The organism is Noviherbaspirillum humi, from assembly GCF_900188095.1.
Lineage (GTDB): Bacteria > Pseudomonadota > Gammaproteobacteria > Burkholderiales > Burkholderiaceae_D > Noviherbaspirillum > Noviherbaspirillum humi.
In genome coordinates this window covers 142,881-163,617 of record NZ_FZOT01000011.1, presented here as the reverse complement: position 1 = coordinate 163,617, position 20,737 = coordinate 142,881, and the positions used below count along the sequence as shown (strand labels likewise).

Here is a 20,737-nt window from a genome sequence, read left to right as displayed (position 1 = left end):
CTGGCCGGCATGAAGGATTCCAAGACGATTGTCGCCATCAACAAGGATCCGGAAGCGCCGATCTTCTCGGTGGCCGACTACGGCATCGTCGGCGATTTGTTCCAGATCGTGCCGGAGCTGGTAAAGGAACTCGGCTGAACGCCAATCGCAGTCGAGCAGTAGCGCAGCACGCATAAAAACCAGGCAGGACGTGCCGGTTTGTCGCGGGACTGACAGGTTTGCGAAAGCCTGTCCGCGATAATCCAGCCGGCCTGCCTAATTTTTTGAGATCGCAGGAGACCCCAAATGACCTATGTCGCCCCGCTGAAGGACATGCTGTTCGTCATGAACGAGCTGGCCGGACTGAAGCAGATCAACGCCCTGCCGGGATGCGAGGATGCCACGCCGGAGACGGTGGAAGCCATCCTCGAAGAGAATGCGAAGTTCTGCGGCGAGGTGATCGCGCCGCTCAACTTCCCGGGCGACAGGGAGCCGAGCTTCTGGCATGACGGCCAAGTCACCACGGCCAAGGGCTTCAGGGAAGCATTCAAGGCCTTCGGCGAGGCCGGCTGGCAGGGCGTGCAGCATCCGGTCGAATTCGGCGGCCAGGGCCTGCCCAAGCTGGTGGCCACGCCCTGCATCGAGATGCTGAATGCCGCCAACCTCTCCTTCGCGCTGTGTCCGCTGCTGACCGACGGCGCCATCGAGGCGCTGATGACCGCCGGCAGTGGCGAGCAGAAGCAGACCTATCTCGAAAATCTCATCTCCGGCAAATGGACCGGCACCATGAACCTGACTGAGCCGCAGGCCGGGTCCGATCTCTCGCTGGTGCGCACCCGCGCGGTGCCGCAGGGCGACGGCACCTTCAAGCTGTTCGGCACCAAGATCTACATCACCTACGGCGAGCACGACATGGCGGAAAACATCGTGCACCTGGTGCTGGCGCGCACGCCGAATGCGCCGGAAGGCGTGAAGGGCATCTCGCTGTTCATCGTGCCGAAGTTCCTGATCAATGGCGACGGCTCGCTCGGCGAGCGCAACGACGTGCACTGCGTCTCGATCGAGCACAAGCTCGGCATCAAGGCCAGCCCGACGGCCGTGCTGCAGTTCGGCGACCATGGCGGCGCCATCGGCACGCTGGTCGGCGAGGAGAACCGCGGGCTGGAGTACATGTTCATCATGATGAACGCCGCCCGCTTCGCCGTCGGCATGCAGGGCATCGCGGTGGCCGAGCGCGCCTACCAGAAGGCGGTGCAATATGCGAAGGAACGGGTGCAGTCGCGCGACCTGTCTGGATCTCCCGGCCCGGTAGCCATCATCCACCAGCCGGACGTGCGGCGCATGCTGATGGCGATGCGCGCCCAGACCGAGGCGGCAAGGGCGCTGTCCTACGTGACCGCCGCCGCTTCCGATGCCGCCCACCACCATCCGGACGAGGCGGCGCGCAAGGCCAACCAGGCGTTCTACGAGTACATGGTGCCGATCGTGAAGGGCTGGTCGACCGAGATGTCGATCGATGTCGCTTCGACCGGCGTGCAGGTGCATGGCGGCATGGGCTTCATCGAGGAGACCGGCGCCGCCCAGTACTACCGCGACGCGCGCATCCTGACCATCTATGAAGGCACCACCGCCATCCAGGCCAACGACCTGGTCGGCCGCAAGACGGCGCGCGACGGCGGCGCGGTGGCGAAGGGCATCATCGCCCAGATCCGCCGCACCGAGGAGGAACTGGCCGCCTATTCTTCCGGCGACCTGGCTGCGATCCGCCAGCATCTGTCGGCGGCGTCGAAGGCGCTGGAGCAGGTAGTGGATTTCGTCGTGGCCAACGTCAAGTCCGATGTGAAATCGGTGTTCGCCGGCAGCGTGCCTTATCTGAAGCTGGCCGGCGTGGTATTGGGCGGCTGGCAAATGGCGCGGGCGGCGCTCGTCGCCCGCCAGAAGCTGGACCAGGGCGAAGGCGATGCCGCCTTTTACACCGCGAAGCTGGCGACGGCGCGTTTCTTCGCCGATCATTTCCTATCCACGGCCCCCGGTTGCCGTGCGCTCATCACCGAAGGAAGCGCCGGCGTGCTGGCCTTGTCCGAGGAGCAGTTCTGATAGCAGCTTCGGGCAGGTGCGGAGAAAAAGGCAGCTCAGGCTGCCTTTTGTTTTTGCGCGGCACGATGTTCAGGTTTTGCCCGGAATGAATTTCCGCGACCGAGGAACCCGCATGAAATTTGCTTAGTCGTAGCGAGGGAGCAGGGGGTAATTCTCGATTCGGAGGTACTCATGAAGCGCCTACTAGCGCTGCTGGCCTTGTCCGTCAGTTGTGCCATGCCGTGGCAAGCCAGCGCGGCGGAGCCGGTGGAAAGCCTGACCGATGAAGACCAGGTTGCCATCCAGGCGGTCGTGCAAACCCAGCTGGACGCACTGGCAGACGATGACGCAGCGATCGCCTTCGAGCAGACCACGGACCAGAGCAAGCTGCAGATCGGCAGTCCGGACAATTTCATGCGCATGATCAAGGAGCAGTACAACCCGGTCTATCAGCACCAGCTGGCGCTCTTCTCCGATCCGCGCGTTGTCCATGGCATGGTGCTGCAGGTCGTGAGGCTGACCAGCCGCGACAGCCATGTGTGGCTGGCGCTGTTCCGCATGGAAAGGGATGAAGGCCAGGCGTGGAAGATCGACGGCTGCCAGCTGCTTGAAACCACCAGCCTGTCGATCTAGCGGCGTGCGGTGCGGGTGGCTGACGCAGCTAACGCAGCTGCTGTCGATGCCTTCTTTCGGCCAGAGGCTCCGGCCGGGCTTGTCGGTCTTGGCGCGCTCCATGGTGGCCTGTTCGCCGCGTTGCATGAACAGGCCGTAGCGGTCGAATCAGATTTCCTGTGCGTCAGGGACGCTGGTGCGCGGCCATTGTCTCGCCGCAGTCTCGCCTGCGGCTGCATCGGCAGCGGGAAGGCTTGGCTATCGGGGCCTCGCGCTTCTGCGCTGAGGCGGGCGCCGATCGCGAAATCGATGAAAGCCGAGATGACGGCGGCATAGTCGGCCATCACACCACGCCGGCGGCCTGCGCGCGCCGGCGAACCGGGTTCAGCCGTAAGCGCCGCCGGTATAGAGCAGGTCGAAGATCCGGGCCAAAGTTGCAATCAGGGCAGTCGCGCCGACGCCCAATGTCAACACCAGCAGCACGGCAAGCGGCCAGCCGGAATGCGATTGGCGGCCGGAGTTCGCATTGTGCCGGGCATCCCAGGGTTCGTCCTGGGTGAGGCCGATCACCAGCGCTTCAATGAAGCCGGCGAAAATGGAAAGCGGAAACAGCAGCACATGCAGCCAAGCCCACCTGTCCCGCCGTCCATACAGGTAGAAGCGATGAGCACCGATGCCGCCCAGGATGAAGGCGAGCAGGGTGGCAAATGTCTTGTTCTTGTGGGTGGCTGTCATGACGGGCGGATAACACGGCGAAAGGCGGACGCCAGTGTGCACCAGCCTTGCTTCGCGTGCAACACTAACCGCCCGAAGACCTCTCTTTCACAGAAGGATCGTCAAGTTTGCCAGTATGGGATACGCACGCTATAATTGCAGGCTTTTCCCACGTTCGGTCAATTTTCTGGAAACATTATGGTCGTTATTCGTCTAGCCCGTGCCGGCGCCAAGAAGCGCCCCTTCTACAACATCGTCGCCACCGATTCCCGCAATCGTCGTGACGGCCGCTTCATCGAGCGTATCGGCTTCTACAACCCGGTTTCCGCCGGCAAGGATGAAGGCTTCCGCATCACCCAGGATCGCCTGGCTTACTGGCAAGGCGTCGGCGCCCAGCTGTCCCCGACCGTAGCCCGCCTGGTGAAAGAATCGGCAAAGAAGGCTGCAGTCTGATTTGACCCGCAATACCGCATCGGCAGACGCGCCGGAGGACCTGGTCCTCGTCGGCTACATCTCTGGCGCCTACGGCATCCATGGCTGGGTAAGGATCAGACCCTACTCGGACGACGGCGATGCCCTGCTGCACGCCAAGACATGGTGGCTGGACAAACCCGTGCTGCGCGATGTGGACGTCATGCAGGCCAAGCGTCATGGCGAGGACGTGGTTGCCCAGTTGATGGGCGTTGCCGACCGCAATGCCGCAGAAGCGCTCAAGGGCGCTACCGTGCAAGTCCGGCGCAGCCATTTTCCGGTGCTGGACAAGGACGAGTTTTACTGGATCGATCTGATCGGCCTGGCGGTCGACAACCTGAAGGGCGAACCGCTCGGCACGGTGGCCGACCTGATGGACAACGGCGCTCATCCCATCCTGCGCGTCGCCGCGCCGCTGGAGCCGGGTGCCGACAAGCCGAAGGAGTGGCTGATCCCGTTCGTGGACCAGTTCGTCAAAACCGTCGATCAGGCCTCACGCAAGATCACGGTCGATTGGGAACGGGATTATTGAGCCGCATAGTGCCATAGTGCTTGAAACGCGCGGGTCGCGCGATGGCGGAAAGCGGGAAAGGCGAGCAGCATGCAATTCGATGTCGTAACGCTTTTCCCGGAGATGTTCGCTGCCCTCACGCAGTCGGGCATCACGCGTCGCGCCTTCGAGCAGAAGCGTTGCGAGCTCCAGCTGTGGAACCCCCGCGATTTCACGCAGGACAATTACCGGACGATCGATGATCGCCCTTACGGCGGCGGACCTGGCATGGTGATGCTGGCCAAGCCGCTGGAAGCCGCCATCACCGCCGCCAAGGCACGCCAGGCCGAAGCCGGATTGGCAGCGCCGAAGGTGATTTACTTTTCGCCGCAGGGCAGGGCGCTGACGCATGAACGCGTCATGCGGCTGACGCAGGAACCGGGCGTGGTATTGCTGTGCGGCCGCTACGAAGCCGTCGATCAGCGCCTTCTGGACCGTTGCGTCGACGAGGAGATCAGCCTGGGCGACTTCGTGCTGTCGGGCGGAGAACTGCCGGCGATGGCCTTGATGGATGCGGTGATCCGGCAATTGCCGGGCGTGCTCAACCATGACGCCTCGGCGGTCGAGGACAGCTTCGTCAACGGCCTGCTGGACTGCCCGCACTACACGCGGCCGGAAGTGTACGAAGGCATGGCGGTCCCGGACGTGCTGATGGGCGGCCACCATGCGGAAATCATGAAGTGGCGGCGCGAGAAGGCACTGGAAGCGACGGCGCGAAAGCGTCCTGACCTGATCCAGGCGGCAAGGCAGTCTGGCCGGCTGACGAAGGCCGATGAAGCCTTCCTCAGGAATTTGAATCTGCAACAGCAGTAAACAGCAGTAAAGCGCGGCGGGCTTCGGCCTGTCGATATATGTAACCCCATCCTCTACCGGGCCAAGGCGCCGGCATGATGGTCAATGGAGCTAAAAATGGATCTGATCCAGCAACTCGAACAGGAAGAAATTGCTCGTCTGGGCAAGAACATCCCTGAATTCGCCCCCGGCGACACCGTGGTCGTCAACGTCAACGTCGTCGAAGGCAACCGCAAGCGCGCCCAGGCTTACGAAGGCGTCGTCATCGCCCGCCGCAATCGTGGCCTGAACTCGAACTTCATCGTCCGCAAGATTTCCTCGGGCGAAGGCGTCGAGCGTACCTTCCAGCTGTACTCCCCGCTGATCGCTTCGATCGAAGTCAAGCGTCGCGGCGACGTGCGCCGTTCCAAGCTGTATTACCTGCGTGAGCGTTCGGGCAAGTCCGCGCGCATCAAGGAAAAGCTGCCGAGCCGCCGCACCGTCGAGCAAGCTGCGGAGTAATCTCGCAGTCAGGCATGAAAAGGGCACCGCGGGTGCCCTTTTTACATTCTGCCTCCCTATTGCCCAGAACCAAGTTCCTGGGATGGTATTCCCGCAATACCGGTGTCATCATTTCACCCGTACCCTGGCATTCAGCAGCATTGCATCCACTGACGGAAAGAACCCTTGGCAAAACTGAATTTCGATCCCGAGCATGCACCCTTGCATTCCGTGGCTGGCGAATCCGCCCTGGCCGGCGAACGGCTCACGGCGGACTGGCTGCGCGCCCGCTTCACCGAGCCGCCGGCATGGAATCCGGAGACGACCGACGAGCAGCGCCTGCGCAAGAACATCACCACGCTGATCCCGGCGGCGGTGCTGCTGCCCATCGTCCTGCGCGAGGGCGGCATGACGCTCCTGCTGACCCAGCGCACCGCCCACCTACATGATCATGCCGGCCAAGTCAGCCTGCCGGGAGGACGGGTCGACGACGTCGATGATTCGCCGATCGATACCGCGCTGCGCGAGACCGAGGAAGAAATCGGTCTGGACCGCCGTCATATCGAAGTCCTCGGCCAGCTGCCCGAGTACCGTACCGGTACCGGCTTCCAGATCACGCCGGTGGTCTCTCTGGTACAGCCGCCCTTCGACCTGAAGGCCGACCCGTTCGAAGTGGCGGAAATCTTCGAGGTGCCGCTGTCCTTCCTGATGAATGGCGACAACCACCAGCGGCGGACGGTGGAATTGCCGGACGGCTCCGGCCGCCGCACCTTCTACGCGATGCCTTACGGCCGCTTCTTCATCTGGGGCGCCACTGCCGGCATGCTGCGCAATCTCTTCCACCTGCTACGCGCCTGATCAGGCCGAATCGCCGGTTTGATTCCCCGATTGCAGTGGGGTATCGTAACGCCTGTCGGCAACCCGAAGACTTTCGATGACTTTTCTCTCCATCCTCATTGCCCTGCTGATCGAGCAGGTCAGGCCGCTGCGGGCCGATAATCCGGTCTACAACGCCGTGCATGCGCTGGCCATGCGCATGGAGGGGTGGTTCAACGCCGGACAGGCCAGCCATGGCCGCCTCGCCTGGCTGGCGACGATGCTGCTGCTGGTCGTGCCCACCATGCTGATCTACTGGCTGTGCGTGCGGCTCAGCCCGTTCGCCGCGTTGGCCTGGAACATTCTGATCGTCTACCTCACGCTGGGCTTTCGCCACTACAGCCACTACTTCACCTCCATTCAACTGGCGCTCAACAATGGCGACGAAGCCGGCGCCCGCAGCCTCCTGGCGCAGTGGACCGGCATGGATACCGTCGATCTGGATGTCAGCAACATCTCGCGCATCGCGGTGGAGAATGCGCTCATCACCACCCACCGGAATGTGTTCGGTGTTTTCTTCTGGTTCCTGATGCCGCTCGGTCCGGCCGGCGCCATCCTGTATCGGGTGTCGGAACACCTTGCCAAGGCATGGAATGAACCGGAGCATCTGCGCAATGAGGATTTCGGCCGTTTTGCCGCGCGCGCCTTCCATGCCATCGATTGGCTGCCGGCGCGGCTGACGGCGATCGCCTTCGCCGTGGTCGGCAATTTCGAGGACGCCATCTATGCCTGGCGCAATTTCGCCAGCCGCTGGCAGGATGAAGCCGTCGGAATCATTCTGTCAGCTGGCGGCGGAGCCATGGGATTGCGCCTCGGTACATCCGTCCAGAAGGCGGCCGATGTGGTGCTGGTGGATGCCTATACCATCGAGGCCGCCGGCCTGGAAACCGAGGCGCCGCCGGGGGAGGAAGCCAACACCCGCGCCTTGCAAAGCACTGTCGGCCTGGTCTGGCGTTCACTGCTGCTCTGGATGCTGCTGTTGCTGCTTCTTTCCATTGCCGTCTGGATAGGCTGATTCTTCAGGAACGACAGAGACAGCGCCTTCGACATTTCACAAGGCCGATCCGGTCAAATGGATCGCTTCTTGCATTCTGGCGAAACGTACCTAACTGACTTTTCGGAAGGCGTCTCTAGTGCCTCGTTTCCCGCATATCGGATATTGGATTTCATAATGTGCAACGTTGTTTCACATTAAGTCTTATATAAGATATCATATGCAAGATATTTGAAAGCCTGATGCCACATAATGGCCGCTTGGCAAATCCCAGTGGCACCGCTACAGAAATGAGCCGCAAAATGGCTGACGAAGCTGACAAAAAATCCCCCGCACGCGAGTTTTTCATCCAAGGTCTGACCAGCAAGGGCCGGCAGTTCCGCCCCAGCGATTGGGCGGAAAGGCTTTGCGGCGTCATGTCCTGTTTCCGACCGGAAGGCAGCGGCGGTCCGAACGCGCACCTCCAGTACTCCCCCTATGTGCGCCCGACGGTGCTGGGCGGCGTGAAGTCGGTGGTGGTGAGCGAGGCGCTGCGGGAAGTCGAACCGCTGGCCTATCACTTCGTGATGAATTTCGCCAAGGACAACGATCTGCAAATCGTCGACGCCTGCCCTCTGCCGGAAGAACGCCTCAAATCCTGAACTCAGGCCTTCCTGCCTTCATTTCCTGCCCTCCGCATCGCTTCGCTTGCCGCATAGCCGCGCCGCCGTCACGCCGAAGGCGAGATGCGCCAGCACCGTGATCCAGTCCCGGTTCACTTCGAACCAGGGAAAGATCAGGGTGAAGCCGTGCATGTTGATTGCGTACAGCGCCAGCCCAAATAGCGGACCGATGACGAGCCACCGCCGGTGCGAGCCCGCATGCACGCCGGTGTCCGCTTGCATCAGCCAGTCCACCGTCCAGCCATAAGCTGCCGATAGCAGCAGGTGAACCGCGCTGGCCGCCAGCATCACGTTCACGCTCGCCGCAATCGGCGGCGGCAGCACTGCCGGCCCCAGCAATATGGCAGCGGCCAATTGCGCGTCCCGCAGGAAGATGTCCGGCAGCGGCGCGCCGGTTGCGAACCACAGCAGCAGCTGCAGCACGGTCGCGACGGCCCCTGCGAGCAGGCCGGCCCAGGCACCGCGCAGGATTCGGCGCCGGTACCAGGTGCCAATCATGCCTTTTCCTTTCCTGCCAGGGTCGGCCCCATGGCCAAGGCAGAGCCCCGGGTTGAGCGACCGACGCCGCATAAGGGTTGAGCCGATAATGGAACGATCATCGCCTTCGATGTCGAAGCATCATCCATCAGGGAAACAGGAGCTTCCATGAGCCAGACCAGAACCGAGCGCGATACCTTCGGACCGATAGAAGTGCCGGCCGACAAATTGTGGGGCGCCCAGACGCAGCGATCGCTGCATCACTTCCACATCTCCACCGAGCGCATGCCGGATACCCTGATCCATGCACTCGCCATGGTCAAGCGTGCCTGCGCGGTGGCCAACCGCGACCTCGGCCTGCTCGACCGCGCCAAGGCCGATGCCATCATCCGCGCCGCCGACGAAGTGCTGGCCTCGGCGCATGCGGATGAGTTTCCGCTGTCGGTCTGGCAGACCGGCTCCGGCACCCAAAGCAACATGAACATGAACGAAGTGCTGGCCAATCGCGCTTCCGAACTGCTCGGCGGCCCGCGCGGCGCGGGGCGCCTGGTGCATCCCAACGACGACGTCAACATGGGGCAATCCTCCAACGACATTTTCCCCACCGCCATGCATGTGGCGGTGAGCGTCGACATCGCGCGCCATCTGCTGCCTTCGCTGCAGCGCCTGCGCGCCACGCTGGAGCAGAAGTCGAGCGACTTCGCCGACATCGTGAAGATTGGCCGCACCCATCTGCAGGATGCCACGCCATTGACGCTGGGCCAGGAATTCTCCGGCTATGTCGCTCAGCTGGCGCATGCGCAAACCGTCATCGAGGCGACGCGGCCGGCGGTTGCCGAGCTGGCGGCAGGAGGAACTGCGGTAGGCACCGGGCTGAACACCCACGCGGAATTTGGACAGCGGGTCGCCGCCGAACTGGAACGCATGAGCGGCCTGCCTTTCCGCAGCGCGCCCAACAAGTTCGCCGCGCTGGCCTCGCATGATGCGCTCGTCGCCGCGCATGGCGCGCTGAAGACGCTTGCGGCGGCGCTGATGAAGATCGCCAATGACGTGCGCTGGCTGGCATCGGGACCGCGCTCCGGCCTTGGCGAAATCACCATTCCGGAGAATGAGCCGGGCAGCTCCATCATGCCGGGCAAGGTCAATCCCACCCAATGCGAAGCCATGACCATGCTCTGCTGCCAGGTGTTTGGCAACGATGTCGCCGTCAACATGGGCGGCGCCATGGGCAATTTCGAACTGAATGTCTTCAAGCCGCTGCTGGTGCATAACACGCTGCAGAGCGTGCGCCTGCTGGCCGACGGCATGAACAGCTTCGACGAGCATTGCGCGCGGGGGATCGAAGCGAATCGCGAGCGCATCGGTGAACTGATGGCACGCTCGCTCATGCTGGTTACGGCGCTGGCCCCGCATATCGGCTACGACAAGGCGGCCCAGATTGCCAAGCATGCGCACAAGCAGGGCCAGACGCTGAAGGAAGCGGCGCTCGAGCTCGGCCATGTGACGGCTGAGGATTTCGATCGCTGGGTCCGGCCGGAAGACATGATCCGGCCGCAGCAGTAGCAAACAGGCCGCTGCATGTTTTTTCGGGAAGTCCGAAAGCGCTGAACGGCGCGGGAAGAGGGAAAACAGGAAGCGGAAATGAAACTGCGCGGAAGCCCTGGAGGCGTTCCGCGCAGCTTGTTGCGACAGCAGGCTAATACCTGGATGAAGCTAGATGATTCTCAATATTAGCGCGGCGTGCCACGACGCAGCAGGTTGACGATGGCAAGCAGCACCACCGCACCCAGGAAGGAAACCAGCAGCGAGGAAATGCTGAAGTCATTCTGATTGATGGTGCCGGTGCCGAACAGCGGAGCCAACAGCCAGCCGCCAAGCAGCGCGCCGATGATGCCGACGATCACGTTCAGGAAGATGCCTTGCTGAGCATCGGTCCTCATGACGAGGCTTGCGAGCCAACCCAGAATACCGCCAACTACGATCCAGATAATGAAATTCATGTTAAACCTCCAGATTCATGTTAATAAACTGACTACGTTGATAGACTGGCCACACTAAAAATGGTTCATGCCGCTGATTCCTGATCCAAGCGGAAGGCATTCGACGCGTTTCCTGCCTCATGCCTGCCTCCCGTATCCTCCTGCCGTCCTGCATGGCAAGCGAATCAGGGAAATGCGCCTTTTACTGCAACCTGCCTCATCGATCGTCCTAGCGCCGCAATCCGGCGTCATGCATTCTGCTATCTGTCATCCGCTGCCGACTGGACTCCCTTGGTCAACTCAGCGCAGCAGCGAGGCAGTGATGGGTGCTTCCTTCTTCATGATGCATTTTTTTGCATAGGCATCTCCCTCCTTGAAAGTTGGCAACGTCGCCGCAAGACTCCTGTCGCTGAATCTGCGGCTCCCCGCGTGGCTGCATTCGATAGGTTACGAATGCCTGGCCCGTCGCTATATCCAAATACCGTGCCACCCCGAGTGCTTGCACGCGTCCCTCTCAGTCTGCACACCCCTTCCTCCTTTCACTTGAGTCGGCTCAAGTGAAACGGGAGAACCAACTCATTCTTTGCGTAAAAAGGGTGTCGTGAATGCGGTATTCAAGCGGAGGCACACGGCTTTTCGTTGCCGCTGGTCATGGAATGAAGGTGCGCGGGTTTGTTTCTTGTAAATGTTCCAACCTGCGTTTGAAATCACTACAAGATGAACGGTCCGGGATGCCATGCGAAAACAAGCCGCTCGCCGAAACGATCGGTACGCGCCCGGATTTCATTTGAGAACGCAAGCCGGCGTCGACGTGTAAAACCGCCATGCGACATGGCGAATTTACTTGCGCTGTGAACTGGAAAGATAAAGCGCCGCTTTTGCGGCGCTGATCAATGGCTTAATGGATAAAGCACCGCTGGAAGCGGCCAAGGAGACGAGCGGAATAACGCCGGCAAATAGGGCACGCGCTAGTGATAGCCTTCGCCGGCTTGCAGCTTGCCGCGGAACAGCCAGAACACCACGATGGTGTAGGCGATGATCATCGGGATCAGGATGGATGCGCCCACCAGGAAGAAGACTTGAGAGGGCGGGGAGGCGGCGCCCTCCCAGATGGTGAGCGTGGGCGGGACGATGTAGGGAATGTTGGAGATCGCCAGCCCGACGAAGGCGAGCAGGAAAAGGCCGACGGCCGAAGCGAAGGGCTGGATCGTGCGCCCCTTGCGTATGCTGCGCCAGCACACCCACGCCAGGAGCAGCGTTGCCAGCGGCACCTGCGAGAGGAAATAGAAATTGGGCGTGCTGAACCAGCGCTCGGCGATGCGCGGTATCTGCAGCGGCGTCCAGATGCTGACCACGGCGACGAAGAACAGCAGTGCAAACAACAGCGGTACGCCCAGCTTGCGCGCCTTCTGTTCAACGGTGCCGGTCGCCTTCAGCATCAGCCAGCAGGCGCCGAGCAAGCCATAGCCGACGACCAGGCCGAGCCCGCACATGACATTGAACAAGTTGGCCCAGTCGAGCGGGCCGCCGGCATACTGGCCGTTTCGAATCGGGATCTCCTGCAGCAGGGTGCCGAGGATCAGGCCCTGGGCAAAGGCTGCAAGGATGGAGCCGCCGGCGAAGGCAATATCCCATTTGCGCTCATGCGGCTTGGCCACCCAGCGGAATTCGAAGGCGACGCCGCGGAAGATCAGCGCCAGCAGCATGATTAGCACCGGCAGATAGACCGCCGGCATGATCATCGCAAAGGCGATCGGAAAGCCGACCCAGAGCGCGATGCCGCCCATCACCAGCCAGGTCTCGTTCCCATCCCAGAACGGCGCTACCGAGTTCATCACCATGTCGCGCTCCGCCTCCTCCTTGTAGAAGGGGAAAAGGATGCCGATGCCGAGGTCGAAGCCGTCCAGCACCACGTAAAGCACCACAGCCGTCACCAGCACCAGGAGCAGCAGGACGGGCAGGATGAAGGCAACGTCTTTCATGTCGGGTCTCCCGTGGTTTCCTGGGCGGCCGACAGCGGCCGGTTGGCCAGCGCCTCCTTGTCCTTCTCCGGCTGCTTCGGTCCCTTGCGCAGCATGCGGTACACATAGTAGATGCCGATGCCGAACACGACGAAATAGACGAGCACGAACAGCGCCAGCGAAGTCGCCACCTCAGCTGCGGTAACCGGCGACACCGCATCGGCGGTGCGCAGGATGCCGTAGGCGATCCAGGGCTGGCGTCCGACTTCGGTAGTGATCCAGCCGGCGATGATGGCGATGAAGCCGAGCGGCCACAGATGACCGACCGGCTTGAGGAACCAGGTCGTGGTGAACAGCCGCTTGCGCCACCAGAGGAAGCCGCCGACCACGCCGACGGTCAGCAGCAGCATGCCGATGCCGACCATCACGCGGAAGGCGAAGAACACCGGCTTCACCGGCGGCCGATCCTGCGGCTTGAATTGCTTCAGGCCCGGGAACAGGCCGCCCCGTTCATGCTTGAGGATAACGCTGCCGAGGCCGGGGATGGCGACCTCGGCGAGATTGCGTTCGTTCTTTTCGTCCGGCCAGGCGAACAGCACCAGGTCGGCAGGCTTGGAGCCATCCCAGTGCGCTTCCATGGCGGCGATCTTGGCAGGCTGGTGCTCCAGCGTGTTCAGGCCATGCATGTCGCCGACGAAGATCTGGATCGGCGCCAGCAGCATCACCATGCCCAGGCCCATGCGCATCATGGTGCGCGCCTCGCGCTCGAAGCGCCCGGCCAGCACGTAGCGCGCGCCGGTGGCCAGCACCACCAGCGAGGTGGTGAGGTAGGTGGCGATCATCATGTGGGTGAAGCGGTAAGGGAAGCTGGGATTGAAGATGATGTCGAACCACGACACGGGATAGGTGATGCCGTCCCGCACCTCGACGCCGGCCGGCGTATGCATCCAGCTGTTGGCCGACAGGATCCAGAAGCCGGAGATGGCGGTGCCGAGCGCCACCATGATGGAAGCGAAGGTATGCACCCAGGGCGGCACCCGGTTCCAGCCGAACAGCATCAGGCCGAGGAAGCTTGCCTCGAGGAAGAAGGCGGTCAGCACCTCGTAGCCGAACAGCGGGCCGATGGAATTGCCGACCACCTGCGCGAAGCGCGACCAGCTGGTGCCGAGCTGGTACTCCATGACGATGCCGGACACCACGCCCATGGCGAACGAGACGGCGAAGATCTTGGTCCAGAAGCGGGCCAGGGTGTGGAAATGGGAATCGCCGCTGAGCAGCCAGCGGACTTCGAGCGTCGCGATGAAGGCGCCGAGACCGATAGAAAATGCCGGGAAGATGATGTGGAAGCTGACCGTGAAGGCGAACTGGATCCGAGCGAAGAGCAGGGTGTCTATCCCGGCGATGGTTTCCATGGAATCCTCTGTGCGATGGTGCCGGGCGCTGCCTGGTCGCGCCGGCCTTTTTGGCTGCGGGCATGTTCTGCGCTGTTCGACCTGAACCCGATGCAAGTTGTTCAATGCGCGCGCAGGATTTCCTTTTGCCGGTGCGCGCAAATCGCGACAGGAGTGGGGCGGCCGGCGGTGCGCGAGCGGCAGCCGCGCCGGGCGGTCAGTTCGACATCAGCACCGGCAGCCGCATGGCCTCCAGCACGGTGGCGCTGACGCTGCCCAGCATGATTTCCCGGAAGCGGGTATGGCCATAGAAGCCCATCACCATCAGGTCGCAATTGCCGCTGGTCGCCATGTCGAGCAGCGCATGGCCGACGTCGCCTTCCGCATGCCGCTTTTGCAGGCCGACCTTGATGCCATGCCGCTGCAGGTAACGCGAGATGTCGGCCCCGGCATCCGGGCTTTCCGGCATGGCGCCGTTGCCAGTGGGCGACGGCAGATCGAAGATCGCCACATCCACCTGCTGCGCCCGCCGCAGCAGCGGCAGGGCGCCGCTGATGGCGCGCGCCGCCGCCATGCTGGCATCCCATGCCACCACGACGTGATTGCCGATGGAAGAGAAGGAGCAGGCATGCGGCGTGAGCAGCACCGGCCGGCCGGCGTTCAACACCACGTACTGCGGAAAGTCCGGCATCACGACCGGCGACGGTTCCTTGGGGTCGTTCTGGCCGATCACCACCAGGTCGCAATACCGCGCCTGCAGGCAGATGCCGCCGCCGGCTTCGTCGTCCACCAGGTTGCCTTCGAAGGACGGCAGGCCGAGCGCCTGGGCTATGCCATCGAATTCCTCCAGGCCGCGCCGTGCCCGCTGGCGCAGGAAGTCCAGATGGGTCTGGAAATGCGGATCGAGCTCCGCCAGCATGCGGTTGCGCTGGATGTAGCGCGAGGCGCCGGTGGTGGCGGTGCCGATCAGGTGCGCCTTCTCCGTCATCGCCACCGCCGCCGCCAGGCGTATGCGCTCGCCGGCATGGCGCGATTCATCCACATGAACCAGGATGGTCTTGTAGGACACGTCCTTCTCCTCGGTTTTGCTGTCCGGACCCATGCCCGAAGCAGTTTTCGCACCACCCGAAGGGGGTTCTTTCATGGCGGCATGCATGGATACATTGCCGGCGATTGCTGTCTACTCGTTATCTTCGGGAAAAGGATCGAACGTGGCGGACGCGGCCTTCAGGTTTCACGCGGAATTGAACAATTTCCTGGCGCCGCGCCATCGCGCGCGGCGCTTTTCGCACCCCGTCTCCCAGGACGCCACCCTCAAGCATATGATCGAGGCGCTCGGCGTGCCGCATACCGAGGTGGGCAGCGTGCTGCTCGACAGCGTCGAGGCGCCGCTTTCCCGGCGCCTGCAGGGCGGCGAAAGCATCGACGTCCATCCGCATGCCGACTTGCCGCCGGAAAAATTTTGCGCCGGCGATGAAGCGCCCGTCCCGCGCTTCATCGCTGACGCTCACCTCGGCCAGCTGGCCAAGCAGATGCGCATGCTCGGCTTCGACGTCCTGTACCGGAATGATTTCAGCGATGCCGAAGTGGCCAGCCTGGCCGAGCAGGAGGAGCGGGTCGTGCTGACGCGCGACCGCGATCTGCTGATACGCAAGCAGATCGAACGCGGCTGCTACCTGCATCCGGTAGCAGGCAACGAGCAGCTGCTCCAGGTGATCCGCCGCTTCGGCCTGCCGCACGGCTCGCGCGCGCTGACGCGCTGCCTCAACTGCAACGGCCTGCTGCGCCGCGTTGCCAAGGAAGCGGTGGCGGACAGGGTGCCTACCTACAGCTGGCGCGCCTACAGCCATTTTTTCGAATGCGATGAATGCGAGCAGGTGTATTGGGAAGGCTCGCACGTCGTGCGCATGCGCCAGCGCATCCTGCATCTGCTGGAAACCATCGGCGGCTGCGTACCATCGGCCTTCAAGTCGGAGCCGGCGGGCTGATATGATCCCGGGCATGGAAAAGCCCTTCTATCCCGCCACCGCCCGCAACCAGCAACCCATTCTGGAACGCCTTGCGCCGCTGCTGGCGGACTGCCGCCGCGTGCTCGAGATCGGCAGCGGCAGCGGCCAGCATGCGGTGTATTTCGGTCGCCACCTGCCGCACCTCACCTGGCAGACCAGTGACCTCCCGCCCCAGCATGACGGCATACGCGCCTGGCTGGACGAAGCTCGGCTGCCGAACGTGCTGCCGCCGCTGGCGCTGGATGCCGGCCAGCCCGGCTGGGATGCCGGCCGTTTCGACGCCGTGTTCACCGCCAACACCTGCCACATCATGGCCTGGGAGGAGGTGGAGCGCATGTTCGATGGCATAGGCCGCGTACTGGAGCCGGGCGGATGGTTGTGCATCTACGGGCCGTTCAAGTACGCAGGCGTCTTCACCACGCCGAGCAATGCCGAATTCGATGCTTCGCTGCGTGCCCGCGCAGCGCACATGGGCTTGCGCGACATGGAAGCCGTCGATGCCTTGGCCCGCCGCCAGGGTTTGGCATTGCATGCCGATTACCCGATGCCAGCCAACAACCAGTTTCTGGCCTGGCGCCGGGCCTAGACGGGACCTCAGTGCAGCATGCCGCGCTGTCGGGCCTCCCGGGCCGGCGCGTTGTGAATGGCGACCAGGGCGCCGAACTCCTCGGCGCTGAGTGGCTTGCTGAAGTAATAGCCCTGGATGCTGTCGCAATCGTGGTCGCGCAGGAAGTCCACCTGCTGCTCCGTCTCGGCGCCCTCGGCGATCACGCTGCATTCCAGGCTATGTGCCAGGCTGATGATGGCGCGGGTGATGGCGGAATCGCCGGGGTTTTGCGGCACGCCCTGCACGAAGGAGCGGTCTATCTTTACCGCCCGTATCGGGAATTGCTTGAGGTAGGCCAGCGACGAGTAGCCGATGCCGAAATCGTCGATCGCCACGCTCACGCCCATGTCGCGCAGCGCCTGCAGCACGATAATGGCCTTCTCCGGATTGGACATCACCGCGCCTTCGGTGATTTCCAGTTCGAGATAGCGCGCCTCCAGTCCGGTTTCCTGCAGGATGGCGCGGATGTCGTCGGTGAGGCGGTCGTTGTTGAGCTGGCGCGGCGACAGATTGACCGCCACCAGCAGGCGGTCCTCCGTCGTTTCCTGCCATAGCTTGTTCTGGCGGCAGGCAGTGCGCAGCGCCCACTGCCCGATGGCTTCGATCTGCCCGGTTTCTTCCGCGAGGTTGATGAACTTCTGCGCCGGGATGTCGCCCAGCTGCGGATGGCGCCAGCGCAGCAGGGCTTCCATGCCGGTGATGCGGCCGGACAGCAGGTCCACCTTGGGCTGGTATTCCAGCCACAGCTGGCCGTTGCGCAGCGCCTGGCCGAGCGCATATTCCAGCGCCAGCCTTTCGGTGGTGTGCAGGTTCATCTCCTCGGAGTAGTAGCGGTAGGCGTTGCGCCCGCTCTCCTTGGCGCGGTACATCGCGATGTCGGCCTTCTTCAGCAAGGTATCGGCATCGGCGCCGTCGTTGGGGAAGATGCTGATGCCGATGCTGGTGCGTATGCTGAGCGGGCCCGACTCCGCGATGAAGGGCGGAATGAAGGCGGCCAGAATCTTGTCCGCGATCACCGCGCCGCGCAGCGGCTCGTCGATGTTCTCCACCAGCACCACGAATTCGTCGCCGCCCAGGCGCGCCACCGTGTCGGATTCGCGCATGATGGCCTGCAGCCGGCTGGCGGTCTCCTTCAGCACCCGGTCCCCGACCGCATGGCCGAGCGTGTCGTTAATATTCTTGAAGCGGTCCAGGTCGAGGAACAGGATTTCCACCGACTTGCCCGGCCGCTGCGACAGGTTGAGCGCATGCTCCAGCCGCTGCCGGAACAGCATGCGGTTCGGCAGGCCGGTGAGCGAATCGAAATGGGCGAGGTAAGCCATCTGCTCCGTAGCCCGCTTGAGTTCGGTGATGTCGCGCAGGATGGTCATCACCGAGCGCCGGCCCTGATGCATGAAGGAGCGGGCATGCACGTCGACGTCCACGGTGGCGCCGTTCAGCCTGCGCGCCTTCTGCTCGATGCGCGGCACCTCGATGCCATGGGCGAGGGTTTGCAGGCGCTGCCGCTCCAGCTCATGGAAGCCGGGATCGATGAAGTCGAACACCGGCTTGCCCACCACCTGTTCCGGCCGCTCGGCGCCGAACAGCGCCAGCGCGGCAGGATTGGCGAAACCGATCACGCCATCCTGGTGCATCACGATGGCGTCGGGTGACAGCTCGACCAGCAGGCGATATTTACCCTCGGCCTCGCGCAGCGAGGTTTCGGCGCGCCTGGCCTCGGTGATGTCCTGGGTGGTGCCGAACAGGCGCACCGCCTTGCCGGCGTCGCCGAGCACGACGAAGCCGCGCGACGCCACCCACTTCACCGCGCCCGAGGGCTGGATGATGCGGTGTTCAAGATGGAAAGGTTCGCCGCTGTCGCGGCTGGTCGCCGATGCTCTGATCAGCTGCGGCAGGTCGTCCGGATGCAGCAAGGCGCGGCAGTTTTCGGTGGTCAGTTCGAACGAGGCCGGGTCTACGCCATAGATGCGGTAGAGCTCGTCCGACCAGCTGATCTCCCCCGTCACCAGGTTCCAGTTCCAGCTGCCGAGCTGGGCCAGATACTGCGCCTCGCGCAGCTGGCCTTCGCTCTGCGCCAGCTTCTGCTCGACCTGCTTGCGCTGGTCGATGTCGCGGGTCAGCTCGGCGGTGCGTTCCGCGACGCGGCCCTCCAGCAGGTCCCGTTCCACGGACAGCCGCTCCAGGTCGCGCCGGTGCCGCGCCACCAGGCTCACCAATGCCAGATTGACGATGCTGATCACGATGCCGTAGCTGACGATCAGCAGCAGGGACACATGTCTGTCGGCATGCACGAAGGGTCCCTCGCCGCGTGCCGTGTGCCAGGCGGCGACGGCGCAAATCCACACGCTGATGGCGGTGACGGTTCCGGCATTGAACCGATAGGCCGCCCAGATGATGAAGGGGCCGGTGAGGAAGGCCAGCGGCAGCTTGCCGAACCGTTCGCCGAAAGCCGCCTCCAGCGTCAGGGCCAGCAGCAGGCAGAGCGACGACAATTCCAGCCCAATGTGGCGCGAGCCGCCGAACCCTGCCGGCGGGCGGCCCCGGCTCAATGCCGGCGCCGCCAGCAGCAGCCCGACCATGTTCCCCAGCCACCAGATCACCCAGCTGAAGACGGCTTCCTCCGGCGGCAGGCGCCCGCTCAGCATCAGGGCGGCGTTGCAGATCGTCGCCGCGACCGTGCCGGCGACGGCGGCGATCGCAAGGTTGGCGAACAGCCGCAGCGATTCGCCGCCCGCGCCCTCCCACATCCGCCGCCGCATCAGCGTCACCGCCAGCCACAGCTCCAGCACGTTGCCGGCGGCCATGACCACTGCCAGCTGCCAACCCAGCTGCAGCGTCAGGTAGAAGCTGAGGGCGCCGAGAAACACCCCTGGCGCCAGATGTCTGCCCCAGCGCAGGCAAGCCCAGGTCGCCAGCACCGCCGGCAGCCACAACGGGCTCGACAGGGTGGGGGAGATGCTGAAATGCAGCGATGCCACCGCCGCCAGGAAATAGATGGCGCCCAGCGCCACGCAATGCAACGCCAGGGCGAGCACAGGCCGCACGCCGGCCCTGCCAGCCGGTGCGCCGATGCGCGCGTGCGGACGATCTCTGCTGATCAGGCTCATTGCGGCCCTTCTTGGGCTTGCCGTACGGCCTCGGCGCCGGGCGGCGCGGCCACTGTTGGAGTCCGCCAGGCGGGAAAAGCTTCAAAAATGCCTGCAATCAGGACCATGCAGGACGCAGGCATTATTTCAGGCCGTTGGTCCGGGGAAGCAGCAATGGCAGGAATTCCTGATGCCGCTCAAACCCGTGCCGCATCTGAGCGGGCGGCAACGGCTTTCTCCGTTTGCCGGAACATTGGACTTGTCACTTGATCTACTCAGGTACTCAAAGCAAGCATTCGCCCGGCCTTGAGAGCGCCGGGCGCGCAGACAAGGACATTCATGGACAAGAACCGGCTTCAGAAAATCTCCCGCTATTTCGAAGAACATCAAATCCGGCTGGCCACGGCCGAATCCTGCACCGCAGGACTGATCGCCGGCACGCTCGGCGACCTGCCCGGCTGCGGCGGATGGCTGGAATGTGGCTTCGTCACCTATTCGCCGGAAGCGAAGAACATGGTGCTCGGCGTGAAATTCGACACCATCGAGCGCTACAACCTCACCAGCGAGCAGGTGGCCCGGGAGATGGTGGAGGGGGCGCTGCATGGCAGCCGTGCCAATATCGCCGTCTCCAACACCGGCGTGGCGGGCCCGTCATCGGGCGATGCCCAGGTGCCGGTCGGCACGATCTGCTTCGCCTGGGGATTCGAGTTCAATGGCGCCGTGGTGATCTACTCCGAAACCAAGAAGTTCGACGGCGATCGCAACCAGATCCGCCAGGCCGGCGCCGACTATGCGATAGAGCGCATTCTCTTCTACCACGAGCATCTGCCCGGCGGCGTCATGCCCAGAGCCAATTAACGGTCCGCTTGCGCTCCGTGTTCGGCTTCATGCCGATCGTCTCCCCTTTGATCGTCCTAAGCCGAAACGCGGCGTTCTTCATTAAACGCCGATGCCAGCGGCGTTTACTTTTCGCAACTCGTCGAAGCATGGAAAACTGAAAAGTCTTGCGACATATTGTAAA

General features: G+C 63.2%; 20 protein-coding genes and 1 pseudogene. 14 read left to right on the top strand and 7 right to left on the bottom strand.

Annotated elements, in window-relative coordinates; all coding sequences use genetic code 11:
• From CHB88_RS24605 to CHB88_RS15990, 3 genes and pseudogenes are all read left to right on the top strand, one after another.
• Nucleotides 1-138, top strand: a pseudogene (locus CHB88_RS24605) (electron transfer flavoprotein subunit alpha/FixB family protein); the annotation flags it as partial.
• A 147-nt stretch (nt 139-285) separates the two neighbouring features.
• Complete coding sequence (locus CHB88_RS15995; protein ID WP_089400335.1) at nt 286-2,076, top strand: acyl-CoA dehydrogenase; 1,791 nt, start codon at nt 286-288, stop codon at nt 2,074-2,076.
• Nucleotides 2,077-2,247: 171 nt separating this feature from the next.
• The gene (locus CHB88_RS15990) at nt 2,248-2,688 is read left to right on the top strand and encodes a DUF4864 domain-containing protein (RefSeq protein ID WP_089400334.1); all 441 of its coding nucleotides are present in this window, start codon (nt 2,248-2,250) and stop codon (nt 2,686-2,688) included.
• 363 nt (nt 2,689-3,051) lie between these two features.
• Here CHB88_RS15990 and CHB88_RS15980 read toward each other — a convergent pair whose 3' ends face one another.
• Nucleotides 3,052-3,402 (bottom strand): NINE protein, encoded by a 351-nt coding sequence (locus CHB88_RS15980; RefSeq protein WP_089400332.1) that lies wholly within the window; start codon nt 3,400-3,402, stop codon nt 3,052-3,054.
• Between the two features lie 177 nt (nt 3,403-3,579).
• Between CHB88_RS15980 and rpsP the strand changes: the two genes are divergently transcribed.
• From rpsP to CHB88_RS15945, 7 genes are all read left to right on the top strand, one after another.
• Complete coding sequence (gene rpsP, locus CHB88_RS15975; RefSeq protein ID WP_089400331.1) at nt 3,580-3,834, top strand: 30S ribosomal protein S16; 255 nt, start codon at nt 3,580-3,582, stop codon at nt 3,832-3,834.
• A 1-nt stretch (nt 3,835) separates the two neighbouring features.
• On the top strand, nt 3,836-4,384 hold the full coding sequence (gene rimM, locus CHB88_RS15970; protein WP_089400330.1) for a ribosome maturation factor RimM: 549 nt from the start codon (nt 3,836-3,838) through the stop codon (nt 4,382-4,384).
• 69 nt (nt 4,385-4,453) lie between these two features.
• Entirely contained in the window at nt 4,454-5,215 is a 762-nt protein-coding gene (trmD, locus tag CHB88_RS15965) for a tRNA (guanosine(37)-N1)-methyltransferase TrmD (RefSeq protein ID WP_089400329.1), read from the top strand.
• Between the two features lie 96 nt (nt 5,216-5,311).
• Entirely contained in the window at nt 5,312-5,695 is a 384-nt protein-coding gene (gene rplS, locus CHB88_RS15960) for a 50S ribosomal protein L19 (RefSeq protein WP_089400328.1), read from the top strand.
• A gap of 165 nt (nt 5,696-5,860) precedes the next feature.
• Nucleotides 5,861-6,532 carry a CoA pyrophosphatase gene (locus tag CHB88_RS15955; protein ID WP_089400327.1) on the top strand — a complete coding sequence of 224 codons (672 nt, stop codon included), beginning with the start codon at nt 5,861-5,863 and terminating at the stop codon, nt 6,530-6,532.
• 76 nt (nt 6,533-6,608) lie between these two features.
• Nucleotides 6,609-7,565, top strand: a complete 957-nt coding sequence (locus CHB88_RS15950) for a CobD/CbiB family protein (RefSeq protein WP_089400326.1) — start codon at nt 6,609-6,611, stop codon at nt 7,563-7,565.
• Between the two features lie 269 nt (nt 7,566-7,834).
• Nucleotides 7,835-8,185 carry a DUF3579 domain-containing protein gene (locus CHB88_RS15945; RefSeq protein ID WP_245845007.1) on the top strand — a complete coding sequence of 117 codons (351 nt, stop codon included), beginning with the start codon at nt 7,835-7,837 and terminating at the stop codon, nt 8,183-8,185.
• 18 nt (nt 8,186-8,203) lie between these two features.
• Here the strand turns inward: CHB88_RS15945 and CHB88_RS15940 are convergent, their stop codons facing one another.
• Nucleotides 8,204-8,704, bottom strand: a complete 501-nt coding sequence (locus CHB88_RS15940; RefSeq protein ID WP_089400325.1) for a hypothetical protein — start codon at nt 8,702-8,704, stop codon at nt 8,204-8,206.
• A 147-nt stretch (nt 8,705-8,851) separates the two neighbouring features.
• On the opposite strand from CHB88_RS15940, the gene fumC reads away from it, so the two are divergent.
• Nucleotides 8,852-10,246, top strand: coding sequence for a class II fumarate hydratase (fumC, locus tag CHB88_RS15935; RefSeq protein WP_089400324.1), 1,395 nt, complete (start codon nt 8,852-8,854; stop codon nt 10,244-10,246).
• Nucleotides 10,247-10,413: 167 nt separating this feature from the next.
• Here fumC and CHB88_RS15930 read toward each other — a convergent pair whose 3' ends face one another.
• From CHB88_RS15930 to CHB88_RS15915, 4 genes are all read right to left on the bottom strand, one after another.
• Entirely contained in the window at nt 10,414-10,683 is a 270-nt protein-coding gene (locus tag CHB88_RS15930; RefSeq protein ID WP_089400323.1) for a GlsB/YeaQ/YmgE family stress response membrane protein, read from the bottom strand.
• Nucleotides 10,684-11,630: 947 nt separating this feature from the next.
• Nucleotides 11,631-12,644 carry a cytochrome d ubiquinol oxidase subunit II gene (gene cydB, locus CHB88_RS15925; RefSeq protein ID WP_089400322.1) on the bottom strand — a complete coding sequence of 338 codons (1,014 nt, stop codon included), beginning with the start codon at nt 12,642-12,644 and terminating at the stop codon, nt 11,631-11,633.
• On the bottom strand, nt 12,641-14,035 hold the full coding sequence (locus tag CHB88_RS15920) for a cytochrome ubiquinol oxidase subunit I (protein ID WP_089400321.1): 1,395 nt from the start codon (nt 14,033-14,035) through the stop codon (nt 12,641-12,643). Before CHB88_RS15920 ends, cydB begins: the two co-directional genes overlap by 4 nt.
• Nucleotides 14,036-14,231: 196 nt before the next feature.
• The gene (locus CHB88_RS15915) at nt 14,232-15,158 is read right to left on the bottom strand and encodes a universal stress protein (RefSeq protein ID WP_245845005.1); all 927 of its coding nucleotides are present in this window, start codon (nt 15,156-15,158) and stop codon (nt 14,232-14,234) included.
• A gap of 10 nt (nt 15,159-15,168) precedes the next feature.
• Between CHB88_RS15915 and CHB88_RS15910 the strand changes: the two genes are divergently transcribed.
• Nucleotides 15,169-16,002 carry a Mut7-C RNAse domain-containing protein gene (locus CHB88_RS15910; RefSeq protein ID WP_245845003.1) on the top strand — a complete coding sequence of 278 codons (834 nt, stop codon included), beginning with the start codon at nt 15,169-15,171 and terminating at the stop codon, nt 16,000-16,002.
• Between the two features lie 13 nt (nt 16,003-16,015).
• Nucleotides 16,016-16,609, top strand: a complete 594-nt coding sequence (locus tag CHB88_RS15905; protein WP_089400347.1) for a DUF938 domain-containing protein — start codon at nt 16,016-16,018, stop codon at nt 16,607-16,609.
• Nucleotides 16,610-16,617: 8 nt separating this feature from the next.
• Here the strand turns inward: CHB88_RS15905 and CHB88_RS15900 are convergent, their stop codons facing one another.
• Nucleotides 16,618-19,737: a bifunctional diguanylate cyclase/phosphodiesterase gene (locus CHB88_RS15900; RefSeq protein WP_089400319.1), complete on the bottom strand. Its 3,120-nt coding sequence runs from the start codon at nt 19,735-19,737 to the stop codon at nt 16,618-16,620.
• A 318-nt stretch (nt 19,738-20,055) separates the two neighbouring features.
• Between CHB88_RS15900 and CHB88_RS15895 the strand changes: the two genes are divergently transcribed.
• A complete protein-coding gene (locus tag CHB88_RS15895) occupies nt 20,056-20,574 on the top strand; it encodes a CinA family protein (RefSeq protein WP_089400318.1) in 519 nt (172 codons plus the stop codon).
• The last annotated feature ends 163 nt before the right edge of the window (nt 20,575-20,737 follow it).

What these genes read in the sequence shown, in the direction of transcription:
- CHB88_RS15905 (WP_089400347.1), top strand. Translation starts at nt 16,016, where the DNA reads ATGGAAAAGCCCTTCTATCCCGCCACCGCCCGCAACCAGCAACCCATT.
- CHB88_RS15980 (WP_089400332.1), bottom strand. Translation starts at nt 3,402, where the DNA reads ATGACAGCCACCCACAAGAACAAGACATTTGCCACCCTGCTCGCCTTC.
- CHB88_RS15995 (WP_089400335.1), top strand. Translation starts at nt 286, where the DNA reads ATGACCTATGTCGCCCCGCTGAAGGACATGCTGTTCGTCATGAACGAG.
- CHB88_RS15910 (WP_245845003.1), top strand. Translation starts at nt 15,169, where the DNA reads ATGGATACATTGCCGGCGATTGCTGTCTACTCGTTATCTTCGGGAAAA.
- CHB88_RS15895 (WP_089400318.1), top strand. Translation starts at nt 20,056, where the DNA reads ATGGACAAGAACCGGCTTCAGAAAATCTCCCGCTATTTCGAAGAACAT.
- rplS (WP_089400328.1), top strand. Translation starts at nt 5,312, where the DNA reads ATGGATCTGATCCAGCAACTCGAACAGGAAGAAATTGCTCGTCTGGGC.
- CHB88_RS15930 (WP_089400323.1), bottom strand. Translation starts at nt 10,683, where the DNA reads ATGAATTTCATTATCTGGATCGTAGTTGGCGGTATTCTGGGTTGGCTC.
- CHB88_RS15990 (WP_089400334.1), top strand. Translation starts at nt 2,248, where the DNA reads ATGAAGCGCCTACTAGCGCTGCTGGCCTTGTCCGTCAGTTGTGCCATG.
- trmD (WP_089400329.1), top strand. Translation starts at nt 4,454, where the DNA reads ATGCAATTCGATGTCGTAACGCTTTTCCCGGAGATGTTCGCTGCCCTC.
- CHB88_RS15940 (WP_089400325.1), bottom strand. Translation starts at nt 8,704, where the DNA reads ATGATTGGCACCTGGTACCGGCGCCGAATCCTGCGCGGTGCCTGGGCC.
- rpsP (WP_089400331.1), top strand. Translation starts at nt 3,580, where the DNA reads ATGGTCGTTATTCGTCTAGCCCGTGCCGGCGCCAAGAAGCGCCCCTTC.
- CHB88_RS15950 (WP_089400326.1), top strand. Translation starts at nt 6,609, where the DNA reads ATGACTTTTCTCTCCATCCTCATTGCCCTGCTGATCGAGCAGGTCAGG.
- CHB88_RS15920 (WP_089400321.1), bottom strand. Translation starts at nt 14,035, where the DNA reads ATGGAAACCATCGCCGGGATAGACACCCTGCTCTTCGCTCGGATCCAG.
- CHB88_RS15945 (WP_245845007.1), top strand. Translation starts at nt 7,835, where the DNA reads ATGAGCCGCAAAATGGCTGACGAAGCTGACAAAAAATCCCCCGCACGC.
- CHB88_RS15900 (WP_089400319.1), bottom strand. Translation starts at nt 19,737, where the DNA reads ATGAGCCTGATCAGCAGAGATCGTCCGCACGCGCGCATCGGCGCACCG.
- CHB88_RS15915 (WP_245845005.1), bottom strand. Translation starts at nt 15,158, where the DNA reads ATGAAAGAACCCCCTTCGGGTGGTGCGAAAACTGCTTCGGGCATGGGT.
- cydB (WP_089400322.1), bottom strand. Translation starts at nt 12,644, where the DNA reads ATGAAAGACGTTGCCTTCATCCTGCCCGTCCTGCTGCTCCTGGTGCTG.
- fumC (WP_089400324.1), top strand. Translation starts at nt 8,852, where the DNA reads ATGAGCCAGACCAGAACCGAGCGCGATACCTTCGGACCGATAGAAGTG.